Here is a 16,045-nt window from a genome sequence, read left to right as displayed (position 1 = left end):
GACCAGGGCACGGCGTGCGGCCGCCGCCGCGTCCTGCCCTCCCGTCATCGCCCAGCCCGTGGCGACGGCGAGGCGGATGACGTGCTTCGCGTGCGGTTTGCGTTCGAGCTGGTACGTGTCCAGCAGAGTGTCGTCCGCGCCCTCGTCGAGCACCCGCGCGAGCTTCCAGGCGAGGTTGTGGGCGTCCCGCAGACCGGCGCAGAGGCCCTGGCCGACAAACGGTGGCGTCAGGTGCGCGGCGTCGCCGAGAACGAAGAGACGGCCCCGGCGCCAGTGGTCCGCGATCCGCGCCCGGAACGTGTAGCGCGCCTGGCGCAGGATCTCGAAGTCGCCGGCCGTGGCGAGGTCGACCCAGGGGGCGACCAGGCACCGGAGCCGTTCCCGGCCGTGCTCGCCGTCCAGGCCCTCGTCCCGGCCCAGGCGGAACTCCCACCGGTAGCGGTCCTCACCGATCCGCATGAAGGTGGCGGGCCGGTGCGGATCACAGACCTGGTCCACGCCGCCCCAGCTACGGACGGGCGCGGTGGTACGCACATCGATCGCCGTCCACTCCTCCTCGAAGCGCAGATCCTCCCAGCGCGCACCCATGGCCCGACGGACGAGACTGTTCGCGCCGTCACAACCGAGGACGGCGCCCGCCCGCAGGGAGCGGACCTCCCCGTCGCCCTCGACCGCCCGGTAGGACACCTGGGCGGGACCGTCGCCGTCCTGCGTCACGTCGAGCACCTCCACCCCTTCGCGCAGCTCGCATTCCGCGCGGCGGGCGAGGGCGTCACGCAACAACCCCTCCAGCTCCGGCTGGTCGAACATGCTGGTCTCCGGGAATCCGTGCGACCCCTCGGCGGTACGGGGGAACTCCGCGATCACCCGATGGCGGGCGTCCAGGAGCCTGAGCCCGGCGGCCGGGCGGGCGATCGAGGCGAACGCGGCCTCCACGCCGGCGGCTTGGAGGATACGGCGGACCTCGTCGTCCGTGGCGACGGCACGCGGCAGGGGGTAGACGGCGGTGTGACGCTCAAGGAGAACGCTGCGGACACCGTGCCGGGCGAGCAGCAGGGCGGCCGTGACCCCCACGGGCCCGGCGCCGACGATCACCACGGGGACCTCGCCCCCCACCTGGTCCGTCACCTCGGCCGCCGTGCGCGGCTCGTCGGGAGTCATCGGGCGTCGACCACGGAGGTGCGCTGCTCCCCGAGGTCGAGCCGCCCGTTCGGCGTCGCGATGGTCGCCGTGATCAGGTCGCCCTCCTTCAGATAGCGCGGATTACGGGCCTGGCTCCTGAAGAAGGCTTTCCACTTCATGGCGGGCGGCAGCAGCGCACCGATCTTCTCGACCGCCTTCGGCGGGGCCTTGAGGGCCGTGCCCCCGGGCGTGCCGGTCAACAGCAGGTCCCCCGGAGCCAGGGTCTGGAAGCGCGCCAGCAGGGTCAGCGCCTCGGCGGGGCGGACGATCATGTCGGCCAGGGTGCGGTCCTGGCGCGGATCGCCGTTGACCGACAACCGCAGCCGCAGGTCGAGGAGATGGGCGAAGTCGTCCGGGTCGAGCAGGGTCAGGTACGGGCCGGTCGGGGTGAACGTCGGATACGACTTGCTCTCGTAGAACTGCGTCCTGGTCAGCTGCACATCACGCGCGCTGACGTCGTTGGTGAGGACAACTCCCGCGACGTACGAGGGCAGATCCCCGTCGCCCACGACGGCGCCGATCGGCAGCTGTGCCCCCATGACCAGGCCGAGCTCGATCTCGTAGTCCAACAGTCGTACGTGCGGCGGCCGTACGACACTGTCGTGGGGGCCGCTGATGGAGCCCGACGCCTTGCGGAAGAAGGCCGGCGGGATGTCGCCGGTGAAGCCCGAATCGCGTGCGTGGCTGCGGTAGTTGACCATCTGGGCAACGACGCGGCAGGGCACGGTGACGGGCGGCAGCACCGCCAGATCGCTGATCGCCGTGCCCTCCTCGGGAGAGGCGACGGCGTGGCCGACGGCCTCGCGGTCCGCGATCAGGTCGGCCGTGGTGACGGCCGGGGTGGCGACGGGCACGGCGCGGTCGCCTCGTACCACCCACCAACCCTCGGCGGTGCGCAGGACGTTGGTGCTCATGAGTTCATCGCTTTCAGCAGACCCGTCAGACGGGCGGGATCGATTTCGGTGTCGCCGCGCAGGGCGGCGAGGATGTCGCGCAGCAGGGCCGGGGACGGGGCGGTGCCGAGGAAGTCCCGGGTGGCGGGCGGCCCCCACTGGGCCAGCCCGCTCGCCGACATCGGCGCCCAGCCCGGCTCGACGTCGCAGGAGAACAGGTCGCCGTCGGCGAAGTGTTCGAGCATGAAGTGGTCGGGGTCGCGCCAGTAGTCGAAGATCTGGCTGCCCTGGACGTGCCGCCCGATGCCCCAGCTGCGCCGGTACCCGCGCTCGGCCAGGTACTCGCCCCCGGCCGCGATCGTGTCCAGGTCGGTGACCTGGTAGGCGGAGTGCACGTAACCCGTACCGGGACCGAGGTGCATGGCCAGCGTGTGGTGGTCGGCCGGTTCGCTTCCCCGGTCGCAGCGGACGAACGCCATCGTCGGACCCCGCTCGCGCTGTCCGTCGAGGAAGAGGAAGTCGCTGACGATCATGCCGAGGGTGTCGAGGTACCAGTTCAGGGCCCGGGCGAACACCCGGGTCTCCAGGACCACATGCCCCAGGCGCTGGATGCGCGACGGCTCCCGCGGCGGGCGCTGGGTGGCGTTGACGCGGCGGTGGTCCGTACCGAAGTTGAGGGTGAGCGCCTGCTGGCCGGGCAGACCCGCCAGCGTTTCGGCGGAGTACGCCACCCGGACCGGGAAGCCGGAGGGGTCGAGCAGGTCGACACACTGCCCGCCGGTCGGCGCGTCGGAGTCACGTACGGCGGAGCCGGTGACCCGGGCGAGCCGGTCCAGGTCCGCGCGTTCCGCGGCGCGGAAGACCGGGCCGATGAAGCGTGACGCGCGCCCGCGCCGGATCACCATGCAGGGCGAGCCCGCGAAGGTGCCGCGCAGCCACAACGCCTCGTCCGTACGGGCCGCGATCGCGAACCCGAAATCCCGGGCGAAGACCTCGGCCCGGCCCAGATCGGGCTTCTGGAACTCCAGCCAGGCCAGGTCGGCGACCTTGATCACGGGGTTGCGGGCCCGTCCTCGGTGTTCGCCGCGCAGCGCGCCCTCCTCGCTGTGGAGGTCCTGGTGGGCGGTTCTGGGACCGTGGGTGAGCGTTCTGAACATCGCGACCTCCGAGCGGCATTGCCCTGTTGATGAAACTATCAACTTTGAAGATTTCCACGTCAAGGGGTGTGGCCGGCGAATGTGATCGATCAATCAGAAGTGCGCTGCGCTGGCCCGCTATGGGTCGTTTTGTGGCGAGATGATACGGTCGCGTCGTGGCTCATGACGTCGTATCGCAAGACGCCGCGGACGCCGCGGCCCGGGCCTGGATGGCAGCGCTCGCGATGTTCGCCTCGGCCCAGCCGAACGGTTCCAGCCGAATCGGCGCGCACGGGACGGCGGAGCTGGTCACCGGCGCTCCCATGCCTCTCCTGAACGGTGTCATCGGCATCGCGCGCGAGGCCGACCCCGAGGAGATCGCGGCATTCGCCGCTTCGACGGTGCTGGAGGCCGTGCCGTGGAGTGTGCAGGTGCGGGGCGAGCGGGTCGATGACCGGATCGTGGCAGTGGCGGCCGGCCACGGGCTGGAGCGGCGTTCGACCCTGCCCTTCATGCTGGCATCACTCGGCATGCGGACCTCACTCGGCGAAGCCGAGGGGCGGTCCGAGCGGGGATCCACGGCCGACGGGCCGACGGTCCGCAGCGTGTCGAGTGACGAAGCCGGCCTGTACCGGGCGGCGTTGGCCGCCGGGTACGGGGGCCCGGAGGAGATCTTCTCCGTGTTCGTGGCCCGCCCCGTGCTGGATCACGTCGCGATGCGCGCTTATGTGGCCGAGGTGGCAGGCGTCGTGGTGGCGACCTCGTTCGGTGTTCTGGTGGACGATTTTGTCGGTGTGTTCAACATCGCGGTTCCGCCGGAGTACCGCCGCCGCGGCTACGGCAGAGTGGCGACGGAGGCGGTGTTGCGTGACGCGTACGAGGAGGGGGCGCGTACCGCCTTCCTGCACGCCAGTCCGCCGGGCGTTCCGCTGTACCGGGCGATGGGGTTCCAACTGGCGGAGAACTGGAGCCTTTTCACGCCGTGACGTCGTCGGGTGGGCGGCGGTACGGACGTCGCGTTTGGTGAGTCCTGGGGCGCCGCCATAGGGTCACCGGCATGTCTCTGCGTCTTCGTATGCGTCAAGCACTGCCGGAAGCGATGCGCGCCCGCGACAAGGCCGCGGTGAGCGCCCTTCGCGCGACACTCGGCGCGCTGGACAACGCGGAGGCGGTGCCGGTGGACGCGGCTCATCTCCGAGGCGTCGCCCTGGAGGAGTCCCCGTCCGGCGCCGGCGCCACCGAGGCGGCGCGGCAGGAGCTGAGCGAGGGCCGTGTGGTGGAGATCGTACGCGCGGAGGTCGCCGAACGGCTGGACGGGGCAACGCAGTTGACCGCGCCAGCGCACGCCGACCGGGCGGCGCGGCTCCGGGCGGAGGCCGCGGTGCTGCTCCGTTTCCTCGACGGGGGACGAGGGTGACGCAGCTGAGGAGTCCGTAAGAGTGGGGTCGGCCCCTGCCGACCCCATCCCTAGCGCCCGGCTTCGCGGGACCGCGAACGGCTTCCCCGCTCCGGAGCGGATCGTGCGCCGATCATCGACATGAGCAGCTCATGGGTCTCGTCGTCGGCGGCGGCCACCAGCCCCCGGCCCTCGCCCATCGGGGCGCCGTCGATCCCGCTGACGACACACCCGGCCGCCCGGCACAACGCGATCCCGGCGGCGAAGTGGACGTTCTGGGAGAGGTCGCCTCCGTCGGTGACGTACGCGGCGCGCTTGCCGGCGGCGACCCAGGCCAGCGCGAGAGTCGTGGAGACGACGCGCGGCCGGAAACGCTCGACGAACTCGGGGTGGGCCAGGAGATCCACGGCCCGGAATCCCGGCGCACCCGGAAACGGCGGATCCAGGTTGACGTCCACCAGCCGGGTGGCGGGTGTGGGCGTCAGCGGTACGTCGCCGTCCCCGTCGTGCCGTACCCACGCGCTCTCCCCGTCGGTGAAGAAGACCTCGCCGCTGAACGGGTCGGCCACCGCCGCCGCCCCCTCGCGCAACGCCACGTTGACGGCCACGAGCATGCTGCCGACGGCGTAGTTGAGCGTGCCGCACAGGGGGTCCACCAGCCACTGCCGCCCAGCGTCGGCGGCGCCCCGCTGCCCGCCCTCCTCGCCGAGCACCGCGTCGTCGGGCCGCGCGGCACGGATGACGCCGAGGATCGCCTCCTCGGCCTTCACGTCGGCGGTGGTGGCGAAGTCCCCGTCGCCTTTGTCGATGCGGGCCAGCCGTTGGCCGTACAGGTCACGGACCACGTCCGCGCCGGCACGTGCCCCGGCTGTCGCGACGTCGACATCGCTGGAACGTACGTACGGATTGATCACGCCGTGCATCTTATCGAGGCGAGGCCGTCCACCCGGCGAACACCCTTCACCGTTCACCTCCTCGATCGCGTCCACGCCCGCCGCGTCGGCCGTGAGGAATTCGCGCCATTCATGGCGGGCCTCGGCAATGTGATGAATCATCAGAGGCGTTCACCGTCCGACGCCCCGTGAACGCCCCGCGCGCCTCGCCGTCGGCGTCCTCGTGGCGCCGACGCTTCCTTCGTTTCCTTCGCTTCCTTCGATCCGAGAGGTGCCCCCGTGGCGGACTCCCTGTGGCAAAGCGATCTGCTCGATCTGGGCGCCTATCTCGCGCGTACCGGATACAGCGGACCACTCGAACCGTCACTCGACACCTTGCGCGGCCTGCACGCCGCGCATCTCGAGTCGATACCCTTCGAGAACCTGGACATCGTGCTCGGCCGCGGAGTACCTCTCGATCTGCCGTCCCTCCAGGCCAAGTTGATCGCGTCGGAGCGCGGCGGCTACTGCTACGAACACAACCTCCTCTTCGCCGCCGCCCTGGAGAAGATCGGATTCTCGGTCAGCGGTCTCGGCGCGCGGGTCCGCATGGCCGCCGGCCTGCTCCGTCCCGTCACCCACTCCCTCCTCCGGGTCGACATCGAAGGCATCGCCTGGATCACGGACGTCGGCTTCGGCGCGGCCTGCCCGCTCGCCCCTCTGCCGCTGCGCGCGGGAGCCCCCGTCGAACGAGGGGGCCGTACCTTCGAGCTCGCCCACGTGGGCGACCCGGAGAACGAATGGATCCTCCACGGCCCGTCACTGGACAGTGACGGCAAGCCGATCGACCTGTACGGCTTCAACGCGACGCCTGTCTTCGCCGTCGACTTCACGGTCTACAACCAGTACACATCGACCCACCCCCGTTCCCCCTTCACCGGCCGGGTCGTCGCACAGAAACCCGGAGTGGGGCGCCGGCTCCAGCTCATCGGGGACGAGCTCACGACGGAGGAGGCGGACGGCCGGCACGAGAAGCGGCGCGTCCCGGCCGAGGAGGTGCCTTCGGTGCTGCGCACCGAATTCGGCATCGTCCTGGACGCGGCGGACGCGAAGCGGGTGGTCGAGTTCCAGCGTGTCGCCGCCACGGGCGGACGGTAGACGGTCCGCCGGACCGGCGGGCGGCGCTCCCGGAGCCCGGTTGTCAGTGGGGGGTGGGACACTTCCGGCATGATCGATTCGACAGCGAAGGACGACCTTCTCCGCTATCTGCAAGCCGCGCGCGACGCTCTGCTGTGGAAGCTCGACAGGCTTTCGGAGTACGAGCCCCGACGCCCGCTGACCCCGACAGGGACCAATCTGCTGGGGCTCGTCAAGCATGTCGCCGCCGTGGAGTTGGGGTACTTCGGCGAGACGTTCGGGCGACCGTTCTTCGAGGAGCCGCCGTCCTGGTACGGGGAGGGCGCCGAGCCGGGTGCGGACATGTACGCCACCGCGGACGAGTCCCGCGAACAGATCGTGGGGCTCTACCGGGAGTCGTGGAGACACGCGGACGCCACGATCGCCGCGCTGCCGCTCGACGCGATCGGGCACGTCCCGTGGTGGCCGGAGGAGCGCGCCCAGGTGACCCTGCACCGCGTCCTGGTGCACATGATCGCCGAGACCCACCGGCACGCCGGCCATGCCGACATCGTCCGGGAGCTCATCGACGGGGCCGTCGGGAGGGCGGAGGGGAACGACAACATGCCGCCGGGTGACCGGTCGTGGTGGGAGGAGTACCGGGGCCGCTTGGAGCGCGTGGCGCGGGAGGCCGCTGCCGGGGCCGCCGGTTAGTACGCGCCCGTGACGTGACGTGACGTGACGCGACGCGACCGCGGTGTCGGCCGCGGCCGGCGGATCCGCCTCTCTGCCGAGCCGGGCTCACACCCCACGGTTCAGGACGCGGCCCAGCCAGTCGGTGCGTGAGCCGCGGGCCGCCGTCGAGACGTGGGCCTGGGGGTACAGCGCGTCGAATCCGTGGAAGCCACCCGCCCAGACGTGGAGTTCCGCCTGGCCGCCCGCCGCCCAGATCCGGGTCGCGTAGTCGACGTCCTCGTCGCGGAAGACCTCGGCCGAGCCCGCGTCGATGTACGTGGTCGGCAGGCCCGACAGGTCCTCGGCGTGGGCGGGGGAGACGTAACCCGGCACGTCCTCGTCGGGGAGGCCGCCGAGAACGGACCGCCACCCGAACTCGTTCATCTCGCGGGTCCAGACGCCGGGCTCACCCGCGTACTGCCGGCTCGACGTCGTGACGTTGCGGTGGTCGAGCATCGGGTAGATCAGCATCTGCGCGGCGATTTCCGGGGCGCCCCGGTCGCGGGCCATCAGCGTGAGCCCGGCCGCGAGGCCCCCTCCGGCGCTGGCGCCCGCGACGACGATTTTGCCGGGATCCACACCCAGCTCGCCGGCGTGCTCGGCGACCCAGAGCAGGCCCTGGTAACAGTCGTCGACGAGGGTCGTGCCGGTCGCCTCCGGTGCCAGCCGGTACTCCACGGTGACGACAACCGCGCCGAACTGGTCCAGCCACTCCAGCGGGATGTCGAGCTGCGAGAAGCGGTCTCCCATGACCATCCCGCCGCCGTGCACCCAGTAGACACACGGCGCCCCGGTGGAGGGGCCGGTCGCCGTGGAGCGGTCCGTCACCGCCGGGGAGAAGACCGACAGGGGAATCCGTGCGCCGTCCCCACCGGAAACGGTGACCTCGCGCCGCTCGACCTTCCGCCCTTCCAGGAGTGTGTCGACCGGTGTCGGCGGGAACTGGCGCAGCTGCGCCAGCAGTTCCGGGGTGAGCCCGGACATGAGGGGCATGTCGGCCATCAGCGTGCGCAGTTCGGGGTCGATGCCGGGACGGGCGAGTGTCATGGTGGGTTCCTTGTCCAAGAGTTGGCAGAGGGGGACGGCGGGTTCAGAAAGCGGCTTTGCCACGTACCGGTACGTAGTCCGTGTACGCGGACTCCTCGGCCAGCATTCCCGCGATCCGCGCCACGATGGCCTGCGCGGCCTCCCCGGCGAAGATCCGGTGGTGGTCCTCCTCGCTCGTCCACCCCTCGGTGACGTGCACGACGTCGGGGTCGGCGGCCGAGCGGGAGACGAGGTAGACGACGCAGTACTCGCTCGCACCCGGGTTGCCCTCGTCCAGACCGGTCAGCAGTACGTCGACCAGCTCGTCGCCCGTTCCGGGCCTGGCGGTCAGGGTGGCGTTGAATCCGTAGGTGGCGATCACAGGGGGCCTTCTTTCAGGAAGAGGAGGTGCGGGGAAGTCCGTGCCTCCATTGAATCGCCCTGACCTGCACAAACGATAGAGCGATCCTCCCAGGCACTTGCACGATCCTCTTCTCCCCGGGAGCCGGTGACCGGCGGTGTGCTGCAATGGAGGCATGTACCTCGACCAGCTCCGTACTCTGCTGCTCCGGCACGCGCGGCCCGACTGGACCACGCCCGTCGACGGCGTACTCATCTCGAAGATCGAGCGGTCGGACCCGCCCGCGCTGTCGATGTCCGGCACCGTCCTGGCGGTCATCGCCCAGGGCGAGAAACGCCTCGCACTGGGTGAGCGGGTCCACGACTACCGGGCCGGGCAGTACCTCGTCACCTCGGTCGACCTCCCCGTCACCGGTCACTTCGTCGGCGCGAGCCCCGAGCACCCGGCCGTGGGCTTCGGGCTCACGCTGGAGCCGGCCGCCGTCGCCGAGTTGCTGTTGCGGGCGGGGCCGGGGGACATCCCCCGCGGCGGCGGGAGCGTGCTGCCCGCCATCGCCGTCAGCGACGCTCCGGATCCGCTGCTCGACGCCGTGATCCGGCTGGTACGCCTGATCGACGAGCCCCGCGACCGGGCGGTGCTCGCGCCGCTCGTCAAACGCGAGATCCTGTGGCGGCTGATCACCGGGGAGCAGGGCGCCATCGTCCGGCAACTCGGCCTGGCCGACAGCAGCCTCAGCCATGTCGCGCGGGCGGTGCGGTGGATCCGGGAGCACTACGCGCAGCCGTTCCGCGTCGAGGACGTGGCGCGGATGGCGGGGATGAGCGTCTCCGCCTTCTACCGCAACTTCCAGGTGGTGACCGCGATGAGCCCCATCCAGTTCCAGAAGCAGATCCGGCTCCAGGAGGCCCGCATCCTCCTGGCCACCCACCCCGGCGATGTCACCGGGGTCGGCCAGCGCGTCGGTTACGACAACTCCTCGCAGTTCAGCCGGGAATACCGGCGCCAGTTCGGTGCCCCGCCCAGCCAGGACGCCGCCCGCCTGCGCCGATCGGCCCGTACCGCCACGGCCGTACTGCCCTGACCGGCCGTGACCGGGACCGGACCGGCCCTGACTCCGGTGGCGTCAGACGGTGACCTCCACCAGCTCCAGCCCCGTCAGCCCCGCCAGGCACCGCAGCTCCGGGAGCAGCCGGCCGGTCGCCAGCGCCCAGTGGTGACCGACCCCGCTCGCGCTCCACGCGTCGGTCCACTCGCCCGGATCGCAGCCGAAGTCGACCCGGGAGGTGGTGTTCCCGATCTCCAGCAGCGGTCCCGGCACCACCTCGCCCTCGGCCGCGACCAGCCGGTAGCGGCCGTCCCGCGTCTGCCCCAGACCCACCAGGGTGACCGGCCCGTGCCGTACGTCGAACTCGACCGAGACGCCCCAGCCGCGCTTCCCGTGGTACACCCCCAGACCGCGCAGCAGCGGCTTGCGCTCGCTGATCGCCAGATGCCCCGGGCCGTCGTGGCCCATCTCGACCACCCCGGCGGTGAAGTCGAGCGCCTGGAGCTCGGTGAACGACCCGCCCGCGCCCAGCCGGTCGGCGATCAACATGGCGAGCGAGGTCCGGAGTTCGTACTCACCGCACGCCGGGACACCGCGCGCCGTCAGCAGCGACGAACCGAGGATCATGCCCGCGCCGAGCCGTTCGTGGACCTCCGCGTCCAGACCGCGGTGGTAGTACGCGAGCGAGTCGAGGTCGAAGTCCGCGACCAGCCGGTCCAGTCCGACGGCCACCCTCGCGGCCCACCGCAGATCGTCCTCGACCACCGAGTCGGCCAGCTCGAACACCGCGCGGGTCTCGTCCAGCTTCGCCGTCAGCTCGCGGTCGCCGACCTGCTCCACCCGTACCCGCAGGTCGTCGAACTCCAGGACCTCCATATGGCCCCCGAGGTTGCCCGTCACCATCGTGAGGTCGGTGGAGACGTCGTACATCCCGGGATACAGATGGCCCATCAGACCGTGCCGCCCGTTGCGCAGGACGGACCGTACCCCCGCCGCCCGGATCCACCGGCCGATGCGCTGCCACGCCCGCTCGTCCTCCAGATACCCGGAGACCGAGCGGAACGGCACACCGACCCGTTCGAAGGCGTTGGCCATCTCGGGCAGCGGACAGGCACCGCAGTACGCCAGCCACTGACCGGTGTCGAAGGAGGCGTGGTCCATGGACGGGGTGGGCTGGAGGTTGATGAGCAGCACGGGCGCGTCGGCGCGCCGGGCGACGGGGACGAGCATGCTCGCCGTCATGTACGTCGTGAGGAAGCCGACGATCAGGTCGCAGTCGGCCGCGCGCAGTTTCTCCGCCGCCTCGGCGCCCTCCTGGGCGTCGGAGATGAAGCCGACGTCGACGACCTCGGCGTCGAACTCCCGCATGCGTTCGGTGACCCGGGCGGCGGAGCGGCGCAGCTGGGGGAGGAGGTCGGGGAACTGCGGCCAGTACGCGCCGAGTCCTCCCGCGACCAGCCCGATCCGGGGTGTGCGGGCGACGGCGGGGGTACGGACGGTCATGACGGCTCCTTCGGCGTGACGGACCGGAAGGTCGACGATGGCAGGGACCACACACCGCGCCGGCGGTACGACACGCGGTCGCGCCCCGGGGTCTGCACCGCGGCTCGCTCTCAGAAGTCGAACGTGTCGATGTTGTTCTTGTCGAAGACCGTCGGCTTGCCGAGGATGACCTCCCCGTCCTTGCCGACCGTGTACTCGCCGAGCCGGCCCGCCGTGAACCTCTCGCCCTCCGCGCCCGTGATCTGCCCGGAGGCCAGTGCGGCTGCCGCGTACGAGCCGAGGTAGCCCAGCTCCTCCGGGTTCCACAGCGAGAACTGCGCGACCGTCCCGTCCTTGACGTACGTCCGCATCTGGTTCGGGGTGCCCAGCCCGTTGAGGACCACCTTGCCCCGGTACGCCGAATCGCTCAGGTAGCGTGCCGCCGCCGCGATGCCCACGGTGGTCGGCGAGATGATGCCCTTGAGGTCCGGGTACGCCTGGAGCAGACCCTGCGTCTGCTGGAAGGACTTCTGGTCGTCGTCGTCCCCGTAGGCGACCTTGACGAGCTTCATGTCCCGGTACTCCGGCAGCTTCAACTCCTCCTTCATGAAGCTGATCCAGGTGTTCTGGTTCGTGGCGTTCTGGGTCGCGGAGAGGATGGCGATCTTCCCCCGGTGGTTCAGCTGCTTGCCGAGGTTCCGTACCAGACCGCGGCCGATCTCCTCGGAACCGGCCTGGTTGATGAAAAGCTGCCGGCAGTCCTTCGCGGTGTCGGAGTCGTACGCGACGACCTTGATGCCCTTGGCCATGGCCTGCCGGAGCGGGCCGCACACCGCGTTGGGGTCGTTGGCCGCGATCAGGATCGCGTCCTGGCGCTGCTGGACGAGGGTGTTGATGTACGACACCTGGGAGGACGCGCCGGCGTCCGAGGGGCCGACCTCCTTGCCCGTCCCGCCGTACTCCTCGGCCGCCGCGATCCCGGCCTCGTCGACGATCTTCTCGTACGGGTTGTTCACCTGCTTGGGCAGAAAGGCCAGCTTGAGGCCCTTCTTGAGGGGGGCGTCCGGGTCGGCCTTCGCGGTGGCGGCGCCTCCCGCGTTGCCGCTGTCCTTCGCCGCGCTGTCCTTGGTGGTGCCGGAACAGGCGGTGAGGGCCACGGCGAGCGTGCAGACCGCCGCGACGGTGGCGGCCGTCCGGCGTCGGGCGGCGGTACGGAGCATCATGGCGGGAGGACCCTTTCGGAGGGTTCGGCGAAACCGGTGAGGTCAGGATCGGTGGGTCAAGACCGCTGGGGTCGGGACGCGGGAGAGGGGGAGGACGCTTCGGACTCTGGCGGTACGGTCCCCGCGCCGGCCGCACGCCGGTGCCGGCGCTCGACCGCGGCGGCCACCACCCGCGGGGTGAGGACGGACCCGACGAGCAGCAGGCCGGTCACGATGACCTGGACCTCGTTCGCCACGTCGTTGAGCGTGAGCAGGTTCCTGAGGACGCCGATGAGCAGCACCCCGGCGACCGCCCCGAAGAGCGTGCCCCTGCCGCCGTCGAAGTCGATGCCGCCGAGCAGCACCGAGGCGATCACGAGCATCTCGAACCCCAGCCCGTTGTCGGCGCGCGCACTGCCGTACCGCAGGGTGAAGACGAGGCCGGCGAAGGCCGAGAACAGCCCGGTGACCACGAAGAGGATCAGCTTGAAGCGCTTCACGCGGATCCCCGCGAAGTACGCCGCCTCCTCCTGCGCGCCGATCGCGAACAGGGAGCGCCCGAAGGCGGTGCGGTGCAGCACCACGCCCGTGACGACGGCCAGCACCAGGAACAGCGCGACCGGGTACGTGACGAACGTGCCCGGGATCGTCGTGGTGTCGACGGCCCAACGGGCGTACGTGTGCGGGAAGTCGGTCACGGCGTCGCTGCCGAGCACGACGGAGGCCAGGCCCCGGTAGAGGGCGAGCGTCCCGATCGTCACGGCGAGCGAGGGGAGTCCGACGCGGGTGACGAGCCAGCCGTTGAGGAGGCCGCCCGCGATTCCCGTCAGCAGCACGACGGGCACGATCATCTCGAAGGCCCACCCCGCGTTCCACAGCGCCCCGGTCAGCGCGCTGCCCAGACCGAGCAGGGACGCCACCGACAGATCGATCTGGCCCGCCACCACCAGCAGGGTCATCGGCAGGGCGATCAGGGCGACTTCGACCATGTCGTTGAACGCGAAGGCGAGATTGCCGCCGGACGCGAAGCCGTCCGTGCCGGCCAGTCCGACGACGAACACCGCCACCAGCAGCACACCGACCGCCGTGTCCCACCGCACGGCGGTGGACCTGACCCACGCGCCGACGGGTCCGCGTGACGAGGAGGCGGGGACGGTGTCGGTCTCAGGCGCCATGGCCATGACGGGCGCTCCTCTTCCTCAGCGCCGCGGTCGTCCGCAGGTTCACGATCCGGTCCACACTGATCGCGGCGAGCAGCAGCGCGCCGGTGACGGCCCCCTGCCAGAACGCGTCGACCTTCAGCACGACCAGGGCGCTCCCGATGGTGGTGAGGAGCAGCGCGCCGAGCGCGGCGCCCCACACCGTGCCGACCCCGCCGGTGATGGCGACCCCGCCGACGACCACCGCGCTGACCACGGTCAGTTCCCACCCGTGCGCGTCGTCCGCGACCACCGTGCCGAAGCGGGCGAGCCAGAGAGCGCCGGCGAAGCCCGCCACCGCCCCGGAGAAGGCGTACGCGGCGAGGATCCGGCGCCGGATCGGCACCCCCGCGAGGCGGGCGGCCTCGGGGCTGGAGCCGATGGCGTACAGCTCACGGCCCGAGCGGTAGCTCCGCAGGAAGTACGCCGTGCCCGCGAGCAGCACCAGGGTGATCAGCGGCAGGTACGGGACGCCCAGGACGCTGCCGCTGCCCAGGTCGAGGATCGGCCGCGGCACGTCGGTGGCGCTGATCTGGTCGCCCTGCGCCCACCAGTAGTCGACCCCCTGGATGATGTAGAGCATCCCGAGCGTCACCACGAGCGCGGGGACCCGGCCGAAGCTGACGAGCGCGCCGCTGACCAGCCCGCAGACCACGCCGATGGCGGTCCCCAGCAGCATGACCACGAGCACGCCGTGGTCGGTGCCGGAGACGAACGTGCCGCACGCGAAGGCGGAGAGCCCGACGACCGAGCCGACCGACAGGTCGATGTTGCGGGTGAGGACCACCACCGACTGGCCGACGGCGAGCAGCACCAGGACGGAGGCGTTGAGGAGGAGGTCCTTGACCCCCTGGCCGTCGAGGAAGCGCGGATTCGCGAGCCACGTGCCGAGGATCAGCAGGGCCAGGGCCCCGGCGATGCTGATCTCCCTGGCCCGGAGGACCGCGTCGGCCAAGGAGCGGGCGGAGCGGTCCGCCGGGCGGGTCGTGGTGGGTCCGCCGGTCAGGGTGGTCATGCCGCCGCCTTCCGGGCGCGCCCGGTCGCCGCCGCCATCACCCGTTCCTCGGTGGCCTCCGCGCGGGGGATCTCGGCGGTGAGCCGCCCCTCGTGCAGGACGAGCACCCGGTCGGCCATGCCCAGCACCTCGGGGAGGTCGGACGAGATCATCAGGACCGCGAGGCCCTCGCCCGCGAGGGTCGAGAGCAGCCGGTGCACCTCGGCCTTCGTACCGACGTCGATGCCCCGGGTGGGCTCGTCCACGATCAGTACGGAAGGGTGGGTGGCGAGCCACTTGGCGAGCACGACCTTCTGCTGATTGCCGCCGGACAGGACGGCGGCGGGATCCGTGAGCCGGTGGTACGTGAGCCGGAGGCGTACGGCCCAGTCGGTGGCCCGGCCCCGTTCCAGGGCCCGGCGCACCATGCCTCCCCTGCCGAGGTCGCCGAGTCCGGTGAGGCCGATGTTGCGTTCGACGGACATCTCCATGACCAGTCCGTGCTGCCGCCGGTCCTCGGGTACGAGGGCCAGTCCGGCGTCCATGGCGGCGGTCGGCGAGCCGGGCCTGAGGGCGACGCCGTTGACCTCGACCCGGCCCGCGTCGGCCCGGTCCACCCCGAAGACGGCCCGCGCCACCTCGCTGCGCCCCGCGCCGACCAGGCCGGCCAGCGCCACGATCTCGCCGCGCCGGACGTCGAACGAGATGTCCCGGAACACCCCCTCCCGGGTGAGCCGGCGCACCGACAGGGCGACCTCGCCGACCTCCGCCGCCTGCTTGGGGTAGAGGTCACCCAGGTCCCGGCCGACCATGCTCCTGACCAGGTCCTCCTCGGTGAGGCCGGCCAGCGGGGCCGAGGAGATCCGGCGGCCGTCGCGCAGGACGGTGACCCGCCCGCACAGCTCGAAGATCTCTTCCGGCCGGTGCGAGACGAAGAGCACGGCGACCCCCTCGCGCAGCAGGGTCCGTACGACCGTGAACAGGCGCGCGGTCTCGCTGCCGGTGAGGGCCGCGGTGGGCTCGTCCATGACGAGGACCCGCGCGTCGAAGGAGAGCGCCTTGGCGATCTCGACGATCTGCTGGTCGGCGAGGGACAGCCCGCGGGCCGGCCGGCCGGGATCGAGGTCCACGCCGAGCCGCCGCATCAGGGCGGCTGTCGACTCCTGTACGGCCCTGCGGTCGATCCGGGACAGCGACCGCTTCGGCTGACGGCCCATGAAGATGTTCTCGGCGATCGACAGGTCGGGGAACAGGGTGGGTTCCTGGTAGATGACGGCGATCCCGGCATCCCGGGCATCGGCGGGACCGTGGAACGTCACCGGTTCGCCGTCGAGGAGCACGGTGCCGCGGTGGGGCCGGTGCACTCCGGTGAGCGTCTTGATGAGGGTGGACTTGCCCGCGCCGTT

The 16,045-nt window shown here is 71.3% G+C and carries 16 protein-coding genes; 5 read left to right on the top strand and 11 right to left on the bottom strand.

What is annotated here, in order from left to right; translation table 11 throughout:
• From GT042_RS34820 to GT042_RS34810, 3 genes are all read right to left on the bottom strand, one after another.
• Positions 1 to 1,161: bifunctional 3-(3-hydroxy-phenyl)propionate/3-hydroxycinnamic acid hydroxylase (locus GT042_RS34820; RefSeq protein WP_161312680.1), on the bottom strand; the 1,161-nt coding region annotated here is incomplete at its 3' end.
• Positions 1,158 to 2,096 carry a fumarylacetoacetate hydrolase family protein gene (locus tag GT042_RS34815; RefSeq protein ID WP_161312679.1) on the bottom strand — a complete coding sequence of 313 codons (939 nt, stop codon included), beginning with the start codon at positions 2,094 to 2,096 and terminating at the stop codon, positions 1,158 to 1,160. The genes GT042_RS34815 and GT042_RS34820, both read right to left, overlap by 4 nt.
• Positions 2,093 to 3,232 (bottom strand): VOC family protein, encoded by a 1,140-nt coding sequence (locus GT042_RS34810; RefSeq protein WP_161312678.1) that lies wholly within the window; start codon positions 3,230 to 3,232, stop codon positions 2,093 to 2,095. Before GT042_RS34810 ends, GT042_RS34815 begins: the two co-directional genes overlap by 4 nt.
• A 155-nt stretch (positions 3,233 to 3,387) precedes the next feature.
• On the opposite strand from GT042_RS34810, the gene GT042_RS40245 reads away from it, so the two are divergent.
• Together GT042_RS40245 and GT042_RS34800 are read left to right on the top strand one after the other, a co-directional pair.
• Positions 3,388 to 4,197 carry a GNAT family N-acetyltransferase gene (locus GT042_RS40245; RefSeq protein WP_161312677.1) on the top strand — a complete coding sequence of 270 codons (810 nt, stop codon included), beginning with the start codon at positions 3,388 to 3,390 and terminating at the stop codon, positions 4,195 to 4,197.
• 113 nt (positions 4,198 to 4,310) lie between these two features.
• Positions 4,311 to 4,628, top strand: coding sequence for a hypothetical protein (locus GT042_RS34800; RefSeq protein ID WP_161312682.1), 318 nt, complete (start codon positions 4,311 to 4,313; stop codon positions 4,626 to 4,628).
• Between the two features lie 50 nt (positions 4,629 to 4,678).
• Here the strand turns inward: GT042_RS34800 and GT042_RS34795 are convergent, their stop codons facing one another.
• Positions 4,679 to 5,521 (bottom strand): inositol monophosphatase family protein, encoded by an 843-nt coding sequence (locus GT042_RS34795; RefSeq protein WP_161312681.1) that lies wholly within the window; start codon positions 5,519 to 5,521, stop codon positions 4,679 to 4,681.
• 258 nt (positions 5,522 to 5,779) lie between these two features.
• On the opposite strand from GT042_RS34795, the gene GT042_RS34790 reads away from it, so the two are divergent.
• Together GT042_RS34790 and GT042_RS34785 are read left to right on the top strand one after the other, a co-directional pair.
• Positions 5,780 to 6,637, top strand: coding sequence for an arylamine N-acetyltransferase (locus tag GT042_RS34790; protein ID WP_161312676.1), 858 nt, complete (start codon positions 5,780 to 5,782; stop codon positions 6,635 to 6,637).
• Between the two features lie 69 nt (positions 6,638 to 6,706).
• Positions 6,707 to 7,309: a DinB family protein gene (locus GT042_RS34785; RefSeq protein ID WP_161312675.1), complete on the top strand. Its 603-nt coding sequence runs from the start codon at positions 6,707 to 6,709 to the stop codon at positions 7,307 to 7,309.
• A gap of 87 nt (positions 7,310 to 7,396) precedes the next feature.
• Here GT042_RS34785 and GT042_RS34780 read toward each other — a convergent pair whose 3' ends face one another.
• Together GT042_RS34780 and GT042_RS39650 are read right to left on the bottom strand one after the other, a co-directional pair.
• Positions 7,397 to 8,377 (bottom strand): alpha/beta hydrolase, encoded by a 981-nt coding sequence (locus tag GT042_RS34780; RefSeq protein WP_161312674.1) that lies wholly within the window; start codon positions 8,375 to 8,377, stop codon positions 7,397 to 7,399.
• A 43-nt stretch (positions 8,378 to 8,420) separates the two neighbouring features.
• Complete coding sequence (locus GT042_RS39650) at positions 8,421 to 8,738, bottom strand: antibiotic biosynthesis monooxygenase (RefSeq protein WP_161312673.1); 318 nt, start codon at positions 8,736 to 8,738, stop codon at positions 8,421 to 8,423.
• Between the two features lie 154 nt (positions 8,739 to 8,892).
• Here GT042_RS39650 and GT042_RS34770 point away from each other — a divergent pair, with 154 nt between their 5' ends.
• Complete coding sequence (locus GT042_RS34770; RefSeq protein ID WP_161312672.1) at positions 8,893 to 9,798, top strand: AraC family transcriptional regulator; 906 nt, start codon at positions 8,893 to 8,895, stop codon at positions 9,796 to 9,798.
• A 42-nt stretch (positions 9,799 to 9,840) separates the two neighbouring features.
• Here the strand turns inward: GT042_RS34770 and GT042_RS34765 are convergent, their stop codons facing one another.
• From GT042_RS34765 to GT042_RS34745, 5 genes are all read right to left on the bottom strand, one after another.
• Positions 9,841 to 11,265, bottom strand: a complete 1,425-nt coding sequence (locus GT042_RS34765; protein ID WP_161312671.1) for an L-fucose/L-arabinose isomerase family protein — start codon at positions 11,263 to 11,265, stop codon at positions 9,841 to 9,843.
• 110 nt (positions 11,266 to 11,375) lie between these two features.
• Positions 11,376 to 12,467, bottom strand: a complete 1,092-nt coding sequence (rhaS, locus tag GT042_RS34760) for a rhamnose ABC transporter substrate-binding protein (RefSeq protein ID WP_161312670.1) — start codon at positions 12,465 to 12,467, stop codon at positions 11,376 to 11,378.
• Positions 12,468 to 12,523: 56 nt separating this feature from the next.
• The gene (locus tag GT042_RS34755; protein WP_161312669.1) at positions 12,524 to 13,627 is read right to left on the bottom strand and encodes an ABC transporter permease; all 1,104 of its coding nucleotides are present in this window, start codon (positions 13,625 to 13,627) and stop codon (positions 12,524 to 12,526) included.
• Positions 13,611 to 14,660 carry an ABC transporter permease gene (locus tag GT042_RS34750; RefSeq protein WP_161312668.1) on the bottom strand — a complete coding sequence of 350 codons (1,050 nt, stop codon included), beginning with the start codon at positions 14,658 to 14,660 and terminating at the stop codon, positions 13,611 to 13,613. Before GT042_RS34750 ends, GT042_RS34755 begins: the two co-directional genes overlap by 17 nt.
• Positions 14,657 to 16,045, bottom strand: a 1,389-nt coding sequence (locus GT042_RS34745) for a sugar ABC transporter ATP-binding protein (RefSeq protein ID WP_161312667.1), incomplete at its 5' end; no start/stop codon positions are given. The genes GT042_RS34750 and GT042_RS34745, both read right to left, overlap by 4 nt.

The organism is Streptomyces sp. SID3212 (assembly GCF_009865405.1).
GTDB lineage: Bacteria > Actinomycetota > Actinomycetes > Streptomycetales > Streptomycetaceae > Streptomyces.
The sequence above is the reverse complement of the archived record's forward strand: the minus strand, read 5'-3'. Positions and strand labels throughout refer to the sequence as shown.

Excerpts from the sequence above, each read along its gene's own strand:
- GT042_RS34815 (WP_161312679.1), bottom strand. The coding sequence starts at position 2,096 with ATGAGCACCAACGTCCTGCGCACCGCCGAGGGTTGGTGGGTGGTACGA.
- GT042_RS34810 (WP_161312678.1), bottom strand. The coding sequence starts at position 3,232 with ATGTTCAGAACGCTCACCCACGGTCCCAGAACCGCCCACCAGGACCTC.
- GT042_RS34800 (WP_161312682.1), top strand. The coding sequence starts at position 4,311 with ATGCGCGCCCGCGACAAGGCCGCGGTGAGCGCCCTTCGCGCGACACTC.
- GT042_RS34785 (WP_161312675.1), top strand. The coding sequence starts at position 6,707 with ATGATCGATTCGACAGCGAAGGACGACCTTCTCCGCTATCTGCAAGCC.
- GT042_RS34780 (WP_161312674.1), bottom strand. The coding sequence starts at position 8,377 with ATGACACTCGCCCGTCCCGGCATCGACCCCGAACTGCGCACGCTGATG.
- GT042_RS34770 (WP_161312672.1), top strand. The coding sequence starts at position 8,893 with ATGTACCTCGACCAGCTCCGTACTCTGCTGCTCCGGCACGCGCGGCCC.
- GT042_RS34765 (WP_161312671.1), bottom strand. The coding sequence starts at position 11,265 with ATGACCGTCCGTACCCCCGCCGTCGCCCGCACACCCCGGATCGGGCTG.
- rhaS (WP_161312670.1), bottom strand. The coding sequence starts at position 12,467 with ATGATGCTCCGTACCGCCGCCCGACGCCGGACGGCCGCCACCGTCGCG.
- GT042_RS34755 (WP_161312669.1), bottom strand. The coding sequence starts at position 13,627 with ATGGCCATGGCGCCTGAGACCGACACCGTCCCCGCCTCCTCGTCACGC.
- GT042_RS34750 (WP_161312668.1), bottom strand. The coding sequence starts at position 14,660 with ATGACCACCCTGACCGGCGGACCCACCACGACCCGCCCGGCGGACCGC.